The organism is Arcicella sp. GW822-FHT02H01 (assembly GCF_058802005.1).
Genome location: NZ_JBXANT010000001.1, coordinates 183,795 through 203,963, shown reverse-complemented (window position 1 = coordinate 203,963; position 20,169 = coordinate 183,795). Strand labels below are relative to the sequence as shown.

General features: G+C 34.2%; 18 protein-coding genes. 8 read left to right on the top strand and 10 right to left on the bottom strand.

The features are described 5' to 3' along the window. Positions 1 to 23 precede the first annotated feature (23 nt). The 4 genes from AC1RNE_RS00835 to AC1RNE_RS00820 all read right to left on the bottom strand — a co-directional run bounded on the left by AC1RNE_RS00835 (position 24) and on the right by AC1RNE_RS00820 (position 3,819). Positions 24 to 1,433, bottom strand: a complete 1,410-nt coding sequence (locus tag AC1RNE_RS00835; protein ID WP_492799167.1) for a DUF4403 family protein — start codon at positions 1,431 to 1,433, stop codon at positions 24 to 26. Between the two features lie 267 nt (positions 1,434 to 1,700). Next, positions 1,701 to 2,693 carry a Smr/MutS family protein gene (locus AC1RNE_RS00830; RefSeq protein ID WP_492799166.1) on the bottom strand — a complete coding sequence of 331 codons (993 nt, stop codon included), beginning with the start codon at positions 2,691 to 2,693 and terminating at the stop codon, positions 1,701 to 1,703. A 125-nt stretch (positions 2,694 to 2,818) separates the two neighbouring features. Further along, entirely contained in the window at positions 2,819 to 3,310 is a 492-nt protein-coding gene (locus tag AC1RNE_RS00825) for a YchJ family protein (RefSeq protein ID WP_492799165.1), read from the bottom strand. A gap of 137 nt (positions 3,311 to 3,447) precedes the next feature. Further along, entirely contained in the window at positions 3,448 to 3,819 is a 372-nt protein-coding gene (locus AC1RNE_RS00820) for a DUF2200 domain-containing protein (RefSeq protein WP_492799164.1), read from the bottom strand. Positions 3,820 to 4,179: 360 nt separating this feature from the next. Here AC1RNE_RS00820 and AC1RNE_RS00815 point away from each other — a divergent pair, with 360 nt between their 5' ends. From AC1RNE_RS00815 to AC1RNE_RS00795, 5 genes are all read left to right on the top strand, one after another. Continuing rightward, a complete protein-coding gene (locus tag AC1RNE_RS00815) occupies positions 4,180 to 4,539 on the top strand; it encodes a hypothetical protein (protein ID WP_492799163.1) in 360 nt (119 codons plus the stop codon). 81 nt (positions 4,540 to 4,620) lie between these two features. Continuing rightward, positions 4,621 to 5,058 (top strand): aminoglycoside 6'-N-acetyltransferase, encoded by a 438-nt coding sequence (gene aac(6'), locus AC1RNE_RS00810; protein ID WP_492799162.1) that lies wholly within the window; start codon positions 4,621 to 4,623, stop codon positions 5,056 to 5,058. A gap of 180 nt (positions 5,059 to 5,238) precedes the next feature. Continuing rightward, on the top strand, positions 5,239 to 5,643 hold the full coding sequence (locus tag AC1RNE_RS00805; RefSeq protein ID WP_492799161.1) for an SUKH-3 domain-containing protein: 405 nt from the start codon (positions 5,239 to 5,241) through the stop codon (positions 5,641 to 5,643). 248 nt (positions 5,644 to 5,891) lie between these two features. Then, a complete protein-coding gene (locus tag AC1RNE_RS00800; RefSeq protein WP_492799160.1) occupies positions 5,892 to 6,599 on the top strand; it encodes an SIMPL domain-containing protein in 708 nt (235 codons plus the stop codon). A 16-nt stretch (positions 6,600 to 6,615) separates the two neighbouring features. Next, positions 6,616 to 6,867, top strand: coding sequence for a hypothetical protein (locus tag AC1RNE_RS00795; protein ID WP_492799159.1), 252 nt, complete (start codon positions 6,616 to 6,618; stop codon positions 6,865 to 6,867). A gap of 33 nt (positions 6,868 to 6,900) precedes the next feature. Here the strand turns inward: AC1RNE_RS00795 and AC1RNE_RS00790 are convergent, their stop codons facing one another. From AC1RNE_RS00790 to AC1RNE_RS00765, 6 genes are all read right to left on the bottom strand, one after another. Continuing rightward, on the bottom strand, positions 6,901 to 7,581 hold the full coding sequence (locus tag AC1RNE_RS00790) for a trimeric intracellular cation channel family protein (protein ID WP_492799158.1): 681 nt from the start codon (positions 7,579 to 7,581) through the stop codon (positions 6,901 to 6,903). A gap of 9 nt (positions 7,582 to 7,590) precedes the next feature. Continuing rightward, positions 7,591 to 8,904: an alpha/beta hydrolase family protein gene (locus AC1RNE_RS00785; protein ID WP_492799157.1), complete on the bottom strand. Its 1,314-nt coding sequence runs from the start codon at positions 8,902 to 8,904 to the stop codon at positions 7,591 to 7,593. 82 nt (positions 8,905 to 8,986) lie between these two features. Continuing rightward, on the bottom strand, positions 8,987 to 11,068 hold the full coding sequence (locus AC1RNE_RS00780; RefSeq protein WP_492799156.1) for a vWA domain-containing protein: 2,082 nt from the start codon (positions 11,066 to 11,068) through the stop codon (positions 8,987 to 8,989). 140 nt (positions 11,069 to 11,208) lie between these two features. Beyond that, positions 11,209 to 11,955, bottom strand: a complete 747-nt coding sequence (gene fabG, locus AC1RNE_RS00775; protein ID WP_492799155.1) for a 3-oxoacyl-[acyl-carrier-protein] reductase — start codon at positions 11,953 to 11,955, stop codon at positions 11,209 to 11,211. Between the two features lie 400 nt (positions 11,956 to 12,355). Further along, positions 12,356 to 13,432 (bottom strand): prephenate dehydratase, encoded by a 1,077-nt coding sequence (pheA, locus tag AC1RNE_RS00770; protein WP_309919743.1) that lies wholly within the window; start codon positions 13,430 to 13,432, stop codon positions 12,356 to 12,358. 32 nt (positions 13,433 to 13,464) lie between these two features. Then, positions 13,465 to 15,339 carry a DNA topoisomerase IV subunit B gene (locus AC1RNE_RS00765; RefSeq protein WP_492799154.1) on the bottom strand — a complete coding sequence of 625 codons (1,875 nt, stop codon included), beginning with the start codon at positions 15,337 to 15,339 and terminating at the stop codon, positions 13,465 to 13,467. Between the two features lie 346 nt (positions 15,340 to 15,685). Here AC1RNE_RS00765 and AC1RNE_RS00760 point away from each other — a divergent pair, with 346 nt between their 5' ends. The 3 genes from AC1RNE_RS00760 to AC1RNE_RS00750 are packed head-to-tail and all read left to right on the top strand — an operon-like array spanning position 15,686 to position 20,168. Continuing rightward, positions 15,686 to 18,217, top strand: a complete 2,532-nt coding sequence (locus AC1RNE_RS00760) for a polysaccharide biosynthesis/export family protein (RefSeq protein ID WP_492799153.1) — start codon at positions 15,686 to 15,688, stop codon at positions 18,215 to 18,217. Positions 18,218 to 18,238: 21 nt separating this feature from the next. Further along, a complete protein-coding gene (locus AC1RNE_RS00755) occupies positions 18,239 to 19,327 on the top strand; it encodes a hypothetical protein (protein WP_492799152.1) in 1,089 nt (362 codons plus the stop codon). Positions 19,328 to 19,340: 13 nt separating this feature from the next. After that, a complete protein-coding gene (locus tag AC1RNE_RS00750) occupies positions 19,341 to 20,168 on the top strand; it encodes an ABC transporter permease (protein WP_492799151.1) in 828 nt (275 codons plus the stop codon). Position 20,169: the final 1 nt, after the last annotated feature.

Here is a 20,169-nt window from a genome sequence, read left to right as displayed (position 1 = left end):
GCTACAAAGTTAACTTTTAGTTTTTACAAACCATCTACTTTTATATCTAACTTTCCACTGGCGTTTATTACAGCGATAATTGAATTAGGCGTTAGATATACTTTATCAGGCGTTAGTTCGCTAATACTTCCATTCAAAGTAACTCCTTTTGCTACTTTATTATTGGTTAGATTAGCTTGCATTTGCTTTTTCATCTCATCAATTTGCCCACCAATTTTAAAAGTTAAAGCGTCTTTCATGTTTTTAGCAAACTTTCCTTGGAAAAACCAGTTGGCAGTACTAATCAACAAATTCTTGGTTTTTAAGTCGTAATCAAAGTTTTCTAAATAAACAGATTTTGTAGCTGGGTTATAGGCTGGCACTCCCTTGTAATAAATGTTACCATTAATACTGCCTTTTAAACCTGCTTTGATAACCATTTTTTCTTGGTCTCCATAAATATCAACTTCTGTCACCCCTACGTTATACTTCCCGTCTTTAAAAGAAAAATTTTGACCAATCAAGGTATCAGCAGTCAATTTAGCGGCTTCACTCAAAGGTATTTCAGCAATAATGCCTACTTTAAAGTTATCAGCAATATCGTTAACCAATTTCAAGTCAGGTACAGTATTGACAGCTTGAAAACTTGGTTTAGCTCCTGTAATCGTTTCTGTATAAGCCTGAATACCAATCATCGCTTTTACTTTATTATTAACTGTAGTCAGCGGACTCATCTGTAACGCTATCGGTGTTACTTTTAACCATGTACGATATTTTTCAGAAAGTAAATATGGTTGCATAGCTGTATTCCAAGCCTGAACGATATATTTTTTAATGTCTACATTTTTCTTTACAGCATCATCGACCGACTTCAACAAAGTAGCTTGTTGCGAATTTAAAGCTCTTTCTACTAGCGATGTCACAGGAATTTCGTAGCCACCTAAACGTAAAGTGGGTTTTTTAATCCATTCATAACCCAATGGGAAACTCTGTACAGTAGCCGTCCAGTTGGGAGCAATTGAGAACTTTGTACCAAATTTCAGGTTAAAATCAAAAGATAGTTCCTGCGGAGGAATCGAAATACCCATTACTTTATAACCAGCTTTTACCCAGACTTTCAGAGGCACACTAAACAAAAAGGCTTCATCTTTGGTCGTTACGGTGATGTTGTCTCTTTTGTTAACTTTACACATGAAGTTATCAAAATTGTTGTCTTCCATGCTGGCGTCCTCATAAATCAAATCTTTGATATTAGCATTTATTTGTCTTTCAACATCCCCCATGGTAATTTCAAAAGGAATGCCAATAGTGGAAAGACTTTTTTCTACTTGTTTTCCATTATACATGTAAGATTCTTTTGGAGCTTCTGGATTAGCAGTAGTATTAGTATTCTTTGAACTTGAACAGCCTTGAAATAAGCTTGCAGCTATTAAGGCAATAAGTATTTTTTTCATTTTTGGTTAAAACAATTGTTAAAATGATGACTTTTTATAAGGGAATATTTTATTAAAAATTAATTGGGTTAATATCAAGAATATAATTTCTCTAATCTTTATTTCTAGCAGGCGACTTAGTCTCTACTGATTACCAACAATCATATAAGTATTTGATAATCTTACACTTATCACTAGTGAGGGACTTAAGTCCCTCGCTAGTAATATTGTAACAATTTCGACTTTTCTCCTATTCAAGGCTTATAGCTCATAGCTCATAGCCGACAACTACTTAATCTTCACCTTCGTTGCCCCATAACCAAATTTCTCTTTCTGAGCATCTTCAAAGTATTTTACATTTTTATGCCCCGAAAGTTTTTTATGTATAGCATCTCTCAATACCCCATTGCCAACACCATGAATAAACGTAATTTCGTCCATTCCATTGGCAATTGCCGCTTCAAATTGTTTGTCGAAAGTTGCTAATTGTAACGCCAACATTTCTCTGTTTGACATCGCCCAAGCATCAGCAGATAGCTTTTCGATATGTAAATCAACTTCAAGAGCTGGTTTAGTTGGCAAAGTTGCCACAGGTGCAGGAGCTTGTTTTTCAAACATTTGCTCCTTCAATTTCTCCGTATCAATTTTTGTAGGAACAGGATTAACAGAATCCTCAGCATCTAACTGAAACAAATGTGCATCCTGATTCAAAATTGGTGCTTTTTGCTTGCTCTTGAAAAAAGTATTTACCCTGAATTTTAGTCGTCTTATCAATGGTTCTGGCAATTTCATAAATGCCAAACGGTAGAAAAATGCTTGGAAAACAAATGTTCCCCATTCTTCAAAGTCTTTCACCAATACATTTTGAACTTTGATAGATGATTTTGGCTTCAACGTTCCAGATGCCAAACCTTTATGGTGTGGGTCTGCACCTACAGAAAGCATAAATGGCAATTCCCAATCGGTATTGTTGATAAGGTGTTGCGAAAGTTCACGGTCGTTCACTGGTACAAAAGCCATATAAACACCTTTGTTTGCCAAAATTTCAGGTGTTGTTGGTTGGCGACGCTCAATACTTCCTTGTGGTTCAAAAGAACGAGAAGGGGCAACAGGCTTAAATGTTTTTTGTTCTAATTCATCAATAATTACGGCATCCGAACGCTTTACGGGTATCGTAAAACCGTCTTCAATTTCTATTTCAATAATATTATTCGACAATATCTTGGTGACGATTCCTTCTTCTTTTCCACGTAATAGTCTTACTCTATCTCCTATATTCATTTTCTTAATTGTTAATTTGTCCGCAATTTAGGACTTTGCAAGCGGTTATCGGTTATTTGTAAACTGTTATGTATAAAATTTAACCTTAAAAAGCTCCCCACTCATATCTCAAAGCTTACAGCTATCTAAACGCCACAACATTTTTTATATTTCTTTCCACTTCCACAAATGCAAGGGTCATTTCTGTTAATTAGGCCTTCGGAGGTAATATTTTTAGGATCGATAATTCCTTTTACATAAACCCATTTACCATTTTCTTTAACAAAAGTAGAATGCTCATGATGAATCAACGTTTGTCCATCAGCGTTTTTGAAATAAGCTTTAAAAGTTACTTCACCATTTATATCATTTGGCTGACCGTTTTTAGTATGAAGTATTGCTAATTTTTGCCATTGATTTTCGCTTGCCCAATCTGCTAAATCTTGTTTGGTAAACTTAGCACGTTCGGAAGAATGCGTACTTGCTAATAAATAATCAGGTGCAACACAGGCATAAGCTGAATACCTTGAACGCATCAATACCTCTGCAGTAGGTGCTTCTTTTTTTCCTAAAATAATTGGTTCACAACATTCACTAAAAGCTACGTTTGAACCACAATAACATTGAATAGAAATCATAAAAAGTTTGGAGTTGTGAATTGCGAGTTAAGTAGTAAATAGTGATTGGTGAACGGTCCGCCGTCGCAGTAGAATTATAAACTTCTAATTATCAATTATTTACAAAAAACATCACTTAAACTATATTCATTACTTATTTATATGTTGGCAACACGCAAAATTTTCTCCATCTTTTTGCCTTTCGCCAATTCGTCTACTAATTTGTCTAAATATCTTACTTCTTTAGTTAAAGTATTTTCTATTTCTTCTATGCGATAGCCACAAATTACTCCAGTAATAAGTGAAGCATTTGGATTTAGTATGGCTCTTTGAAAAAATGTTTCAAAAGTCACTTTTTCATCAATTAGTTGTTGTAGTTTCTCATCATCAAAGCCAGTTAACCACCTTATTACTTGGTGCAATTCCGCTTTTGTCCTGCCTTTACTCTCAACTTTTGTAACATAGTGTGGATATACCGATGCAAAAGTCAATTTTGCCATTCGCTCATTGTGTTCTGCTGTTATTTTCATAAGGTATGTTTTTATGTCAAGTCTCTTGATATTCCCCAATAATTCAAATCTATATAAAGAATTAAATCGACTTTATTTTATCCGTCAAAAATAACTATTAAAAATTAGTTGAGTTTGGTTTTAAGCTTGAAAAAGGTAAATCTGTTGACTATTTAAAATAAGGTTGTATTAGGCATTAAGAATAAATTATTACTTTAGGAAAAAAATAAGAAGTACTACAACCCCTTTTGCATATTAGCGATTATAAAAGCAGAATATGAAAACATTATTGATACTTCTTGACGCTATTTCAATTGATAAATTTCAGTTTGTAATTATCAGTATTTTTGCCATTCAACACATATATTCAGCTAAAATAAAATGATAACTAAAAAAAATGTTAAGACGGCTTTAATATGGCTTCCTTCAATAATAATAGCTTTATTCTTTATCCAAAATGCTATTGAAAAAATATTTCAGTCAAATCAAATATCAAAACTTGGATTAAGTAACACATCAGTTATTTTAGTAGGCATTTTTCTATTAATTGCCACTGCTTTATTTTTATTTCAAAAAACAGTAATTATAGGTACTTCAATTTTAGCTTCTTATATGACATTTGTAGTTTTTGTGCATATCAATAAAGGAAAACCTTTTTCACTCACAATTTTAATTGTTTTAGTCACGATTATTGCAGGATATCTAAGAAAGAAAATGCTCTCTTCTGAAAAAATAAAATAACTGCAGAATCCAAATTTTTCAAATAAAACTTTAAGTATAAATCACTCAAATGATTTATACAATACATTGACTTATAGTAAAATGCAAATAGAAAAGCTTTCAATAGACAACCTCACACAGCTAATAGAACTTGTTTTAGCACTTTGGGAAGATTGTGAGTTTGAGGAAGAATTTGAGAATTACAAAGACATAATTGATTCTGAAAATGAAATTTGTTATCTATGCAAAAATCAAGAAAATTATATTGCGTTTATACATGTAAGCACTAGAAATGACTATGTGGAAGGAGCAGTAGATTTGCCAGTAGCTTATGTTGAGGGTATTTATGTAAAACCAACTTATCAAAAACAAGGTATTGCGAAAAAGTTAATGAATGTTGCAGAAAAGTGGGCTAAGCATAAAGGTTATAAACAACTTGCTTCTGATACTACCATCACGAATATTGAAAGTATAGATTTTCATAAAAAGATGGGGTTTACTGAAGTTGAACGTATAGTTTGTTTGATTAAAGATTTGTAGAATAAAATACAGACAATTTTAAGTAACGACAACCTAAATCTTGTATCATTACTGACATTCTGCACGAAGTAATTGATTATGCTAGGCCGAAGCCACGTTGTTATAAGTTTATCCACTAAAAGAAACAGTGTTAACTTTAACAATGAACAAAGTTTTAATTTATCACAGATTATTATTAAAATGATTAATCAAATAATTTTAAATGAACTAAATTGGCTTCCCAACAGGAAAGTTGATGTTGTTTTTTTAAAAGAATATCTTACTCAAAACGGATATTTTTGGTCTGAGAAAGTAAATTCATTTTTAGAAGAGTTTGCTTTGTTGAAGACAAAAGAACTACATTTCGATGCAGTTAAAGCAGAGAAAGATATTGATCCATTATGGATTCAAAATGAATATGCTGAACGTTTAAATAAAACAGACCTATGCATAATTGGTCAAGCTTATAATAGTCACCTAACTCTTTTTATGGATTCTCTTGGAAAAGTTTATGGAGGCTATGATGATTTTCTCTGCTTTATTGGAGATTCATATGAATCAGCGATAGAAAATATTTATTTTAATAGGAGCGTGATTGAATTGTAAATTATTTGTTAATACTTATACGCTATAAGCGTCTTGCATAAAAATTAAAATTTCAACAAACCAATAAATCACGTTGTTATAATTGTTCCATAATGGTATTGGAACGATAGATAAAACATTCTCCAACTGTTTATATACTTAATCTAAGGATTAAAACCCGATTTATCAAAAGTTATACTTGGCTTTCAAAACAAGTAGAATACCTATTTAACTATCATGCTAAAACACTCTAAATACAAAACTCACAAATGAAAAAAACTCTTTTAACATTTTGTTTCTATTGCACAATATTGACATTGGGATATGGGCAGACAAAAAACTTTATTGACCAGCCTTATATTGAAGTTAGTGGTTACCAAGATACCTTAGTAACGCCAAATCTTATCTATCTTAAAATCATCATTACAGAAAAAGACAGTAGAGATAAAGTTTCGGTTGAAGAACAAGAGATGAAAATGATTACAGCATTTAAAGCAATGGGGATTAATACAGAAATAGACCTAACCAGTAGTGATATGGTGAGTAATTACAAGTTTTATTTCTTAAAACAAAAAGACATCTTAAAGACCAAAGAGTATATTTTAAAAGTTACCAATGCCGAAACTGCAAGTAAAGTATTTATACAACTTGAAGACTTAGGTATATCAAATTCTTCCATTCAAAAAGTTGACCATTCTGATATTGAAAATTTGAAAAATATTTGTCGGACCAGAGCAATTGCGAATGCACAAAAAAAAGCCATTGCATTGACCAAACCTATTTCACAAACCATTGGAAACGCAATTTATATTACAGACAATGAAACAAATCTTGATAATCAACTTCAGGGGCGAATTCCAGGTGTCCAAATTCGTGGATATAATACGGTTGACAAAGCAAAATATGAAGCTCCAAAAATAGAATTTGAAAAGATTAAAATAAGTGCAACAGTAAGTGTAAAATTTATACTCAAATAAAATTTCTATAAATCACATGAAAGAGAATAAAAACCTAACAGAATTAACATTAGAAGAACTACAAATAAAACAAAAAAAGGCAAAGAGTGCTGTTATAGGACTCGGCATTGTGATGGCAATTGCTTTAATTACCCTTATTTATCTTGCTACAAAAAGTAAAAATTATGCGTTACTTGCTGTTGCTGGTGGTAGTGGTCTCACTCTTTTACCAAGTATTATCGTTCTAAAGCAAATAGAAACTGAAATAAAATCACGAAAAGCCAATTAACCTGTATAAATCCAATCACAAACAGAAGTCTCTTTAACTAACCTTAGGCAAGGTAATACTCTTTTTTACAGCTAATAATCGAATTCCAAAAATGATAAGAATGGTTAATAAATCTACCAACTCATTTGGCAAAGCTAGTTGTTTCATCAAGAAATAACACAAACCACCGATAATACAGGGCGTGGCATAAATAACTTCTTTCCTAAGAAGATACGGAATTTCGTTTAACAAAATATCTCGAATTAATCCTCCAAAACAAGCGGTGATTGTTCCTAAAATAACACAAGCAGAAATGTCTAAATTGATGGCTAATCCTTCTTGAATGCCTCTTAGCGTAAAGAAACCCAAACCAAGCGAATCAAAAAAAGTGAGTGTTTTATCTAGTTTGTCGATATGATTTTTTAAGAGGATTGTCAGAATAAAAGTACAGGTTATTAATAAAATCACGGAAGAATCTAAAAGCCATCTTACAGGCAAATGACCAATTAATATATCACGAATGGTTCCTCCGCCAATGGAAGTAACAAAAGCAATTACCAATAAACCAAAAATATCTAATTGCTTACGTATGCCTGCTAAAGTACCAGAAATGGCAAAAGCTATGGTTCCGCCGATATTAATAATTGTGAAAAATTCCATCTGAATAACTATTTGTAAAAATGACTTGATAATTACTTTGAAAGCAATCATCAAGTCATTTTTAATATTTTCCACAAAATTAAGCTATTTTACTGGCACTTCATGCAATAACTCTAAACCTACCGACGAACGTGGCGGAAAGCCTGTCCAGTTCTTTTCATTTGAATTAGGTTGAAGCAATAGGTATTTTCCTAAATCCTGATGTTTTAGTTGTATTCCCAAAAAGGCTGTTACAAAATGCTGATTGATATTATTAATATGTCTTTCATTCCAAGCAGGTTCTGAATAATGAGCATAATCTCTTGCTCTTTCGGGTTTATAAGATTCCGCTGGTGGCGGATTCGGTGCTACATTATGGCGGGCATTCATATAAGTAAGTAAATAACGGTCGCTATTAATTGTTCCTTTATAAATGGCTTTGATACCATCTTCATAACCTGATACGTCATCCTGACTACCTGCTACAAAAAAAGTAGGCACTTTTAGTCCTTTTAATCCTTCGGCATCCCACACACCCCGTTGCATTCCCCAAGGTGCAAAAGCCACTACTGCTTTAATACGACTATCTTGCGAAGCAATAAATTCAGCATTACCTGAAATTCGTACTTCAATAGCTTTACTTCCGCCTGTCATGGTAGTAAATAATGTACCTGCTTGCTGACTATACCCTGCTCCAGCAGCATTTAATACACCATATCCGCCCATTGAATAACCAATTAATGCGGTATTATTAGCATCTGCCAATCCTTCCAGAAAACTTTTACTCTTGGGTTTAGCCAATTCAGCTATTTGGTTGAGAGTAAATAAAATATCTTTAGCTCGATTTAACAAGGTGCTTTGAAATGGAGAAGCATCACGATAAGTGGACTCGGTATGGTCAATGGCTACTACTACATACCCTTTTGACGCCAAATTTTCGGTTAAATAAGTCATTAACAGTCTTGACCCTAAATACCCATGCGAAACTACAATTAGAGGGAAAGCACCAACACTAGTGTTAGGTTTAGCATCTCGGGCTGCTCTACCTAAAAACTGAAATGGAATCAAAGGGCGTTTAGGGTCGTTTGAAACACCAAATACTTGGTCATAAGCTACAATTTCTTTTTCATTATCCGATAGATTAGCGGGATACCAAACTTCTACTTTCAAAGGACGGTCATAAATAGCATCTATGCCATCTTTAGATTTTAATACATCCACTTGTCCTTTATGAACAAATTCTAGTGTCCGTACTCCCACTTTGTATTCTCCCCTTACTGACAATTCGGGTGCGTCGGGCAAAGCATCCCCAAAAATATATGATTCATTATGTTGTGCTTGTAAACTGGTCTTGAAAGTAAATAAAACCAATAACATTAATATTGCTACTTTCAGCAATGGATGAGGGTTGTTTTTCATAGTTGCTTTGAGATGATTTATTTTTAAAAGATGGCATAAAAAAAATAAATTCAGCCTGCTATAGACTGAATTTATGATAAATTTAATATCCTCCCAAGTATTTCCTCATCACCCATTCGGCTGTGAGCAGTGTAAGAATCAAGAAGAAAATCCAGCGAAGGTTTATCATTTCTTTTAAATCTTCAGTAGCTTCTATTTTATCAGGCACTTGGTGACTTAGTATTGTCTGTTTCAGTTTTTCAAATTCATTTTTATTAAAAAACTTCCCTCCTGTTTTATTAGATAATTGCCTTAGCACATCAAAATCAGCGGTAAGGTTAACATTTTCAATTTGTAAATCTTGAATGACAAATTCACCTGTGGCTTGTTCTACTTTACCAAGTACTGTAGAAGTAGCATTAAAGCGATACACACCAACAGGTAATCCACTAATTTCAAATTTTGTATTGTCGGCTGTAGTCGAATATGTATAGTTTCGAGTAAACCCTTTTTCGTCTTTTATCGTAAGCTTGATTGGCTGATTGTATAGTTTTTCGTAGATACCGTTATATATTTCGGTCTCAAACACTACTTTTTCTCCTAAAGATAAAGGCGTTTTTAATGGATAAACTCTTAATTTTCTTTTATCATCTTTGGCAGAAAGATATTGTAAAACCTTGGTGATAAAATCATCCACTACTACATGTTTTTCTGTCAATTGAAATTCTTCTAATCGCCATGTCCAAAGTCCTTCCCCTGTAAAAATAGCAGATTTTTTAGCCCCCATATTCATAGCCAAAAGTGGTTTCTGAGTTTGAACAGTACCAACTTTCTGATACAATAATACTTCTGTATTAGGAAGCAACGTAAAATCGCCAAAAGGAACCGAAAGTTGAGGGAACTTTGAAATAATATCCATTTGTTCGGTATCAAAATTCAATACCTTGAAATTCTTATTAAAAATACCTGTTACTTTATCGCTTTCTCCTAAACCAGCATTTATTTGCATTACCTGATTCAGTTGGTTTAAAAAATTCATCCCTGATTGATTCCCCAACACAAAAAAAGCAGGGATTCCTTTGTCTAATAATGGTTTGAAGACATTAGAGTATGTATTGTAACCATCAGGCAATTGATGTAAAATCAGTAAGTCGTAAGTTTTGTTAATCTCTGGACTGGCATTTTCTGTCAGAATCTTTATATCTAATTCATAATTTTCATTTTTCTCAATGATGCTTTTTAATGCCTTTACATCAGGGTGCGGAGCCAATGCCAAGAGTAATATTTTTTCTTTTCCATTAATTACTTCTATATAAACTTCCTGACGATTATTTCTATTTGAAAACTCTCCTGACAGTAAATCTACCTCAACTGTTAAGTGCTGTACCCCTACCTGAGTGGCGGTAGTATTGAAGGTCAATGTTTTCAAATCGTCTTTTTGATTAAAAACTACTGTCTGTTTTTCTAATACCTTCCCTCCTTGTTTTAAATATACATTGGCAGTTTTTCCTTCAAATCCAAAAGCGGTAATATCTGTTTGCACAGGAAACTTGTTGCCCAAATACGCTATTTTATTGGCATAAACCGTTTTAACGGCAATGTCCTTTTTAGGAATGGTATCTCCTAAGCCAATGGTATGTACGGGAAATTTGAAAGATTCGGAAGCGGGAGAAATACCTTCGTTAACAATTCCATCTGACACTAGGACGACATCAGTTAAATTTTGGTCTTCAAACGTGTTTTTGATGCCTGAAAGTAAATTTGAAAGGTTGGATGTTTTTTGGTTGAATTGAAGTTTTTCTAGGTCTTGAGTATTCTCTTCATTAAAGCTTACGAAGGCTACTTCATAGTCTTTTTCAAGAAGGCTTTCTTTAATTTCATTCAGATTCTTCTTTAGCTCTTCTAATACTTTTTGCCCTACTACATTCATCGACTGTGAATTATCTATGGCAAAAACCACTGTTTTCTTTTGAATATTCTGGCTTATTTGTCTTATCAAAAAACTTAATAAAAGCATACTTAAAATACTGACAGCCAAAAATCTGAAAGCGGCCATTATGTAATTTTGGCGTTTTGTCCAATTTGTATTTTTTTGATACAACACAAAGGCGTATACACCAGCCAATAAAAAACAGAGTGGAATAAACCAAGGAGAAGATTGAAAGAGAAAATCGAATTTCATCATGGGCTTTGTTTGTTATCTCTTATCAAAATTATTTAGTGATTGAGTGAATTGTGAATTAGTGATTGAAATAGAACTTTAAAATCAATAACTCACAACTAAATAAAATCACTCAATCACAACTCACTCAATCACTAAATGCTCTATGTAAGCATTCCGCCATCTACTTGTAATACTTGACCAGTGATGTAACGAGACATATCTGACGCAAGGAAAACACAAGCATCTGCTACTTCTTCTGGCTGTCCGCCACGTTTCAATGGAATTGATTTTTTCCATTCTTCGGTAGCCGCAGCATTCAATTCTCCTGTCATTTCAGTTTCAATAAAACCCGGAGCAACTGCGTTTGAACGGATATTTCTAGAGCCTAATTCTAAAGCAACTGACTTAGTAAAGCCAATAATACCTGCTTTAGAGGCCGCATAATTTGCTTGACCAGCATTCCCACGAATACCTACTACAGAGGTAAGGTTGATGATAGAACCAGCTTTGGCTTTCATCATTGGCTTGGTAGCTGCTTTTGTCAAATTAAAAACAGATTTCAAGTTTACTTGGATAACCGAATCCCATTGTTCTTCAGTCATTCTCATTAATAAGCCGTCTTTGGTAATACCTGCATTGTTGATCAATACATCTATTTTACCAAAATCAGCAACAACTGAATTCATCAATTCTTCTGCTTGCTTATAGTCAGAAGCATCTGAACGATAGCCAATTGCTTTTATTCCTAAAGCAGACAACTCTGCTTCTAAAGCCTGTCCTTTTTCTACAGATGAAAGATAAGTAAAAGCAACACTTGCTCCTTCTTGAGCCATTTTAAAGGCAATTGCACGGCCGATGCCTCTTGAAGCACCCGTTACTAACACCACCTTGTCTTGTAATAAAGCCATTTATTTTGAATTAATTGTTATTTCCAAAGTTCAAAAATAACATAACGCCCCAAGACCACAAAATTATATCCAGTATCTTTAGCATTAGTCCTTTCTATTTTATGTTATTCAGGTGTTTATTTTTTATGTATTTCTAATTAAAATAGCCTCATAGAGGCGAAATATCGGTAGCCTTATTGTAAATAACATTCCCTCCAAGCCCCATCGGGGCGAAATATTTCGCCCCGATGGGGCTTGGAGGAGTTAATACGATGCTTCTTCTACCGCAACGACGGCCGCCGATATAGTGTTCCTAACGGAACTATAATCTGTATCCGTAAATCAAAAAAGCGGTCGAAATTAGTTTTCGACCGCTTTTCTGTGATTTTAAAATTCGGGATGACTCATGTTCTATATTACTTTACTGGGTTTTAACATAGCTACCTAACCATTTTATTTCGGAAGCATGCTTAGACATAATCGTTTGCACGCTTTCATCTAAGAAATAACCATCAAATTCCATCAAAAACCAGAAATTGAATTGCTCACCTTCTTTTACAGGACGACTTTCTATTTTCAATAGGTTAATTCCCTGACTTTCAAATTCTTGCAAAAATCTAACCAACGTACCGGGCTTACCATCTTCTGGTAATTTTGCAATAATCGTTGTTTTGTCATTCCCGCTTTTTTGATTGATAAAATCTTTACCAATGATAAAGAAACGCGTACGGTTCTGGGCTGAATCTTGAATATTATCAAATAGAATTGGGACATCAAACAACTTAGCCGCGATGTGCGAGCATATTGCCGCAGAATCTGTTTCCGAAGCAGCCAATTTTGCTGCTTTTGAGGTCGAATCTACTTGTACAAAAAAATCATCTTCTTTTCCACCAAAATAATCATTCAAGAATTTTTCGCATTGACCAAAAGCGATGTCTTTTGAATAGATTCTCTTAATATCTGATAGTTTTTCAGCTTTTGTCGCAAAGGTAAAATGTACTGAAATGATTACTTCTGAAACAATTTTCAAGTCTGTTTCATTGAGTAAATCTATCGTCTCTTTAACAATTCCTTCTAAATTATTTTCGATAGGTACTACCCCAAAGCGTGCGCGACCTGTATCAATGCTTTCAAACACAGAACGAATATTGGGCAAAGCTAAATAATCGCTCATGGCGCCGAATCTACTTTCGGCTGCTTGATGTGTAAAACTTCCTTCAGGACCTAGATACGCAATTCTTTCGGGCAATTCTAAATTACGAGAAACAGCAAAAATCTCTAAATAAATGGCTTCAATCGCCGCTCTATTCAATAATCCATTATTAGCAGCCACAAGTCGATCAACGATTTGTTTTTCCCGTTCTGGACGATAAATAACTGTTTGAGTTTGTTTTTTTAACTCACCGACTTGTTTCACAACATCCATCCGCTTGTTGAGAATTTCAAGCATTTGGTTGTCAAGCGAGTCAATTTGATTTCTTAATTCTTCGAGAGACATTTTAACTTTTATTAGAGCGAACTTCGCTGAATTTATGCCGCTAATTCGGCAGGGTCTTTTTCTATGATTAGATTTTCAATGATAAACTTCTGACGGTCTGGGGTGTTTTTGCCCATGAAATAAGTCAGAATCTTAGGTATCGTTGTATCTTTTGTCAAAATCACTGGTTCTAATCGAATATCATCGTTGATAAATTTCCCAAATTCCTCTGGTGAAATCTCACCTAACCCTTTAAAACGAGTAATTTCTGGTTTTGGGCTTAGCTTTTCGATAGCATTCAAACGTTCTTCATCTGAATAACAGTAAATCGTTTCTTTTTTATTTCTTACTCTAAACAAAGGCGTTTCCAAAATATACAAATGCCCGTTTCTTACTAAATCTGGGAAGAATTGTAAGAAGAAAGTCATCATTAACAGACGAATGTGCATACCATCCACATCGGCATCGGTTGCGATAATAATTTTATGATAACGAAGTCCTTCCAATCCTTCTTCAATATTTAGCGCATGTTGAAGCAAGTTAAACTCTTCATTTTCATACACTATTTTCTTGGTTAAGCCAAAGCAATTCAACGGTTTACCTCTTAAACTAAACACTGCTTGGCTTTGCACATTCCTGGATTTAGTGATTGAACCACTGGCAGAATCTCCTTCGGTAATAAAAAGCATCGATTCATATCTGTTATCTGCTTTTTCATCTGTCAGGTGTACTCTACAATCTCTTAACTTTTTATTGTGTAAGTTAGCCTTTTTAGCACGTTCATTGGCTAGCTTTTTAATGCCTGCCATGTCTTTACGCTCACGTTCCGACTGCTCAATTCTTTTCTTGATAGCATCAGCAGTTGTAGGATTTTTATGCAGGTAATTATCAAGGTTAGTTTTGATAAAATCTCCAATAAAACTTCTTACAGACTGTGAACTAGCATCAGGCGACATATTGTTTGAACCTAACTTCGTTTTAGTTTGCGACTCAAAAACAGGTTCTTGTACACGAATGGCAATTGCACCCACGATACTAGCCCGAATATCCTCTGGAGCATAATCCTTTTTGTAAAACTCACGAACTGCTCGAACGATGGCTTCACGAAAAGCTTGTAAGTGCGTACCTCCTTGGGTAGTATTTTGTCCGTTTACAAAAGAATAATATTCTTCGCCATACTGATTTCCATGCGTAAGTGCTACTTCAATATCATTACCTTTCAAATGAATGATTGGGTATCTGCGCTCTTCTTCGGCAGAATATTTACTCAACAAATCAAATAATCCATTTTGTGAATAATACTTCTGACCGTTGAAATTGATTGTCAATCCAGCGTTCAAATATGCATAATTCCAAATAAGATTTTCTAAATATTGAGGGATGTAATGATAATTTTTGAAAATAGTATTATCAGGCTCAAACATCACTAATGTACCATTTCTGGCATTAGATTCTGCTCCGTCTGGCGATTCAGCGATTAATTCACCTTGTTTAAATTCAGCCCATTTGGTTTTACCCTCACGGAAAGATTGTACTTTGAAATACGACGAAAGTGCATTGGTCGCTTTCGTACCAACACCATTTAACCCTACTGATTTTTGGAATGCACCAGAATCGTATTTACCTCCTGTATTAATCTTAGAGACACAATCTATCACTTTGCCAAGCGGAATACCACGACCGTAATCTCGAACTTCTACCCGATGGTCGCTGATTTTAATCTCAATGGTTTTTCCGTTTCCCATCATGTGCTCATCGATAGAGTTATCCATGATTTCTTTCACTAAGACATAAATACCATCATCAATAGAAGAACCGTCTCCTAATTTCCCGATATACATACCTGGACGAAGGCGAATATGCTCTTTCCAGTCAAGAGAGCGAATATTATCTTCTGTATATTGTACTGAAGTAGGGTTTGTTGACATATTCAAGCAAGGATTTAGTACTACTATAGCATTTATTTCAACATAAACACTATCCAACAACAATTAAAAACTAATAATTACTACAAAAATGATTCAATACAAAATTGTATGTTTTCACTATTCCGTATATCAGAGAAACAAAGCTACAAAAACATTAAGAATTTATAAAATTAGCGTAATTTAATCTTATGACACATAATTAATATTGACGGAGGGCGTTAGAAATTACTAAAAGTTGTTTTACTTTGCATTTTGTTTAGAATTATCAAACATTGTCAATAAGATTAAATTGATAGCATAAAGAATCCTTTTAAACCCACAGGCAACAATTTATATGTTTAAAATCATGCAAGCAAACGATTGCCCAAATCAGGTAGGCGTACGATTTATTTCTTCACACATTAGTAAATTTATCGTTTCTATTCTTTTTCTATGTCTCTCCTTTCTATCAAATCGTAGTAATGGTCAAACCTTTAACCTCGGAGATCTTCAAAATTTAGCGTTACCTATGCAGGGTGCTAAAATTCAAACATCGGCAACAAAATTGCCAAACGCAGACCCGAGAAAGGTAAACTCAGCAGGTAGCAATAAAGTATCAAGTGATAGTTTAAAGGCAAAATCAGCAGAGAAAGCTTTATCAAGTGCAGATTCTGCGAGTGCTGCCTATCGCAAAAAAATATTTGGTATCGATATTTTCAATAATCCAAACATTACTTTTGAAAGTTCACTTAATATTCCAACGCCTAAAAATTACATATTAGGGGCTGGTGATGAATTAGTGATTGACATTAATGGATATTCTGAAGAGCATTATACACTTCCAGTTACGCCAGATGGATATATCAAAATCGCGAAAGTGGGGAATGTTTTTGTAAGTGGTATTACCATCGAAGAAGCTAAGAGAAGAATTGTTGATAGATTATCAAAAATTTATATTGGCCTTAAGCCTTATGGTGGTACTCCTGCCAATACTACTGCCACAGTATCACTTGGTAGCATCAAAACTATCAGGGTTTCGGTATTAGGAAACGTAGTAGCCCCAGGAACCTACTCTATTTCTTCTCTATCAAGGGTAATGAATGCGCTTTACTTAGCTGGTGGACCTAACGAAAATGGTACATTCCGTGAGATTAAAGTAATAAGAGATAAAAAACTGATTGCACAAGTAGATTTATATGACTTGTTGACAACAGGAAATTTACGCCAAAACGTTGGTCTACAAGACCAAGACCTTATCCAAGTAGGTGCTTATAAATCAAGAGTTGAGATTATAGGAGAAGTAAAAAAGCCTGCTGTCTTTGAGGTTTTACCAAACGAAAACTTAGAAAGAATCATCAATGAATATGGCAGTGGCTTTACAGCGATGGCTTATAAAGGTCTCTTGAAAGTTCAGCGTATTACTGAAAAGGAAAGTAAATTAATCGATTTAAGCAATGATTTAATTTCATCGTTTTATCCAAAACCAGGCGATATTATTACTGTCGAAAAAGTTTTAACGAACAGAATTGAAAATGCTGTAACGTTAGAAGGTGCAGTGTTCAGACCTGGAAAGTTTTCGGTTAATGATAGCCCAACTTTAACAAAGTTAATCAAGCGAGGAGAAGGTTTCAGAGAAGATGCTTTTCTTGGAAGAATAACTATTACCAGACTTCGTGATGATTTAACCAAAGAAAATATTTCTATTAATTACAACGACCTTACCTCGGGTAAAATTCCTGATATAGCCCTTCGTCGTGAAGATATTGTGACTATTTATTCAGTAGTTGAATTAATGGAAAAATATACTGTCAGAATTCAGGGAGAAATTAATTTGAAAGACACAGCACCTTTAACGAGTGCTACAGATAAAGGCTCTACCGGGGTTTCAGAAACACCAAGCGAAAGCCCTAATAACGACTCTCCTATTGGCACTTTTCCATTTATCTACAATATGACTGTAGAGGATTTAATTGAAAAGGCGGGTGGTTTAAAAGAATCGGCTGCTACAGGTAGAATTGAAGTAATCAGAAGAAAGAAAAATATTGGTAAGGACGACCCAGCGCAAATCAATTCAACGATTGGAGAACGCTTTAATTTTTCTATCAATAACAATTTGTCACTTGACCCAAATGCTTCTAAATTTATCTTAGAGCCATTTGATGAAGTGTTTGTTCGTTCGTCTCCAAACTACGAAAAACAACAGTTTATTTCTATTGAAGGACAGATTACATTTCCAGGTGTATATGGACTAGAAAGAAAAAATGAACGTATTTCGGATGTAATCGCTAGAGCGGGAGGATTAAATGCTCAAGCGTATCCAAAAGGAGCTACGTTAGTGCGTAAATTTAAAATAAGTAAGCAAGAAGCTGACAGAAAAAGCGAACAGTTTAGCGAACTTTCAGACAATACGCAAGAGGCCTCTGTAAAAGTAAAAGCTGTTAAAGAAGAAACTTCTGAATCAGTAGGCATTGATTTAGTAGAGGCCTTAGACAAACCAGATTCTCCAGCGAATATGTTATTGCAAGATGGCGATATCATTAAAATTCCTAAAGAGCCACAAACTGTAAGAATGCAAGGCGAAGTATTGTATCCTACTTCAACGAGATATATTGATGGCTTGCCATTTAAACACTATATCTCTGAAGCAGGTGGTTTTACAGAATTATCATCACGCAAGCGTTCTTATATCATCTATGCTAATGGCTCAGTTGATAGAACAAGAAAATTCTTGGGAATAATTAACATATATCCTAAAGTTTATCCGGGTTCAGAAATCATCGTTCCAAGTTTGAATATCAGACAAGGTGCTACGCAACAGGTATTACAAACGATTCAAACAATATCAATAGGTTTAACAAGTCTAGGGACTGTTTTTGCACTTATCAGAGCTTTCAAGTAATATTATAATTTAGGATTTAAAATGTCAGCAAAACAACATACCACATTACCTGAAGATCAGTTTTCTCTGGAAGACATTGCTTTAAAAGTAGTAAAGCTAAAAAAACTGATAGTACAAAACTGGAAGGTAATACTTATCTCTACCATCGTCGGTGCTTCTTGTGGACTAGCATGGGAGTTAATCACTAGGAAACCACCCGTTTATACTGCGACTATATTGTTTAATATGGAAAATAGTAGTAGTTCAGGTGGAGGCGGGTTATCTGATTTAGCAAGTGCTTTCGGGGTAAATACTGGCGCAGCTCCTTCTTCTAATTTATTTACTGGCGAGAACTTTAACGAGTTGATTAGGACTAAAAACCTTTACAATAGAGCACTACTTACAAGAGTAAAAATAAAAGGTAAAGATGAAATTTTTGCTAATTATGTCTTGAAAAAAAGTGGAATTCGTGAAATTGAAATGTATGATGATGAGGCGATTCAAACTTTCAAGTTTACGCATGATGCTTTTGATAAGTGTACGATTAAAGAAAAGGCTTATCTTAGAACTATTCAGAACTTCTTGATGCCCTTGACTAGCATGGTAAATGAGAGTAAAAAAGCTTCTTTTGTGACCTTGCATGTTATCACTAGGAATGATACGCTTTCAAACGAATGGGCTCATCTTTACTTGAAAACAATTACTAATTTTTATATTGAGACTAAGACCAAAAAGACTAAAGATCTACTTAATTTAGTAGAAAGACGTGTAGACTCATTAAGAAAGGAACTATATTATACACAAGGCGCAGCGGCAAGATTTGCTGACCAAAACCAACAAGTAATCGTTCAGCAAGGCTTAATCCAACAACAACGTTTATCTACCAATAGCTCTCAATTACAAAGTTTGTATTTTGAAGCTGTAAGAAGCTTAGACAATATGAAGTTTTCGATGGTAAAGGAATCTCCGCTATTTACAATTATAGATGACGCAGAATTACCTTTTCCTAAAGAAATAGATAGAATTACGAAAGGAACAATTATTGGAACTGTTCTGGGCCTATTTCTCTCAATCTTATATATTGTATTTTCAAAAACATTTGGAAAAATAGCGCACAAGACAGAAGAATAATTTTAAAAATATTATGCACGAAACAGTAATAGAGTCAGGACGGTCAGAAAAGTACTATTGGCAAGACTTATGGAGATTCAGAGAATTACTTTATATTTTAGCAATTAGAGATATTACCGTAAAGTATAAGCAAACATTTGTGGGGGTAGCTTGGGCTATTTTCAGACCCGTACTTACAGTGCTAGTTTTCGTTTTTGCCTTTGATAAAGTAGCTAAAATTGAAAGTCATTCTGCAATACCTTTGCAAATTATTATTTTTACAGGAGTTATTTTTTGGAACTTCTTTGCGATGTCATTCCAACAAGTAAGCAACAGTATTACTGGTAATGCCAACTTAGTTTCTAAAGTATATTTCCCTAGGTTATTAATGCCGTTAAGTGCTGTAGCTGTTCCTTTGCTTGACTTCATCGTTGGCTTTGTTGTAATGATTCCTTTTCTGATTTATAAAGGATACCCACCTACAATAAATATTTTATTTGTACCAGTTTTTTTATTTTTAGCCTTTTTTGCTTCGTTTAGTTTGGGGGTAATTTTCGCTTCGTTAAATGTACAATTCAGAGACTTTCAACAAATAGTTCCTTTAGTAGTTCAATACGGCTTTTTTGTTTGCCCTGTGGCATATCCGCTGGCTTCGCTTAAAAGCTTTCCTTGGTATCCCATTTATCAGTGGATTAACCCATTAGCAGGCATCATAGAAGGGTTTAGGTGGTGTTTAATTCCAAATTATCAAGATTTTGAATGGAATTCATTTATCCCAACAATTATTTTTGTAACAATCACAACTACACTAGCAATTATTTTTTTCCGGAAAAAAGAAAACTCTTTTGTGGATTACATTTAAC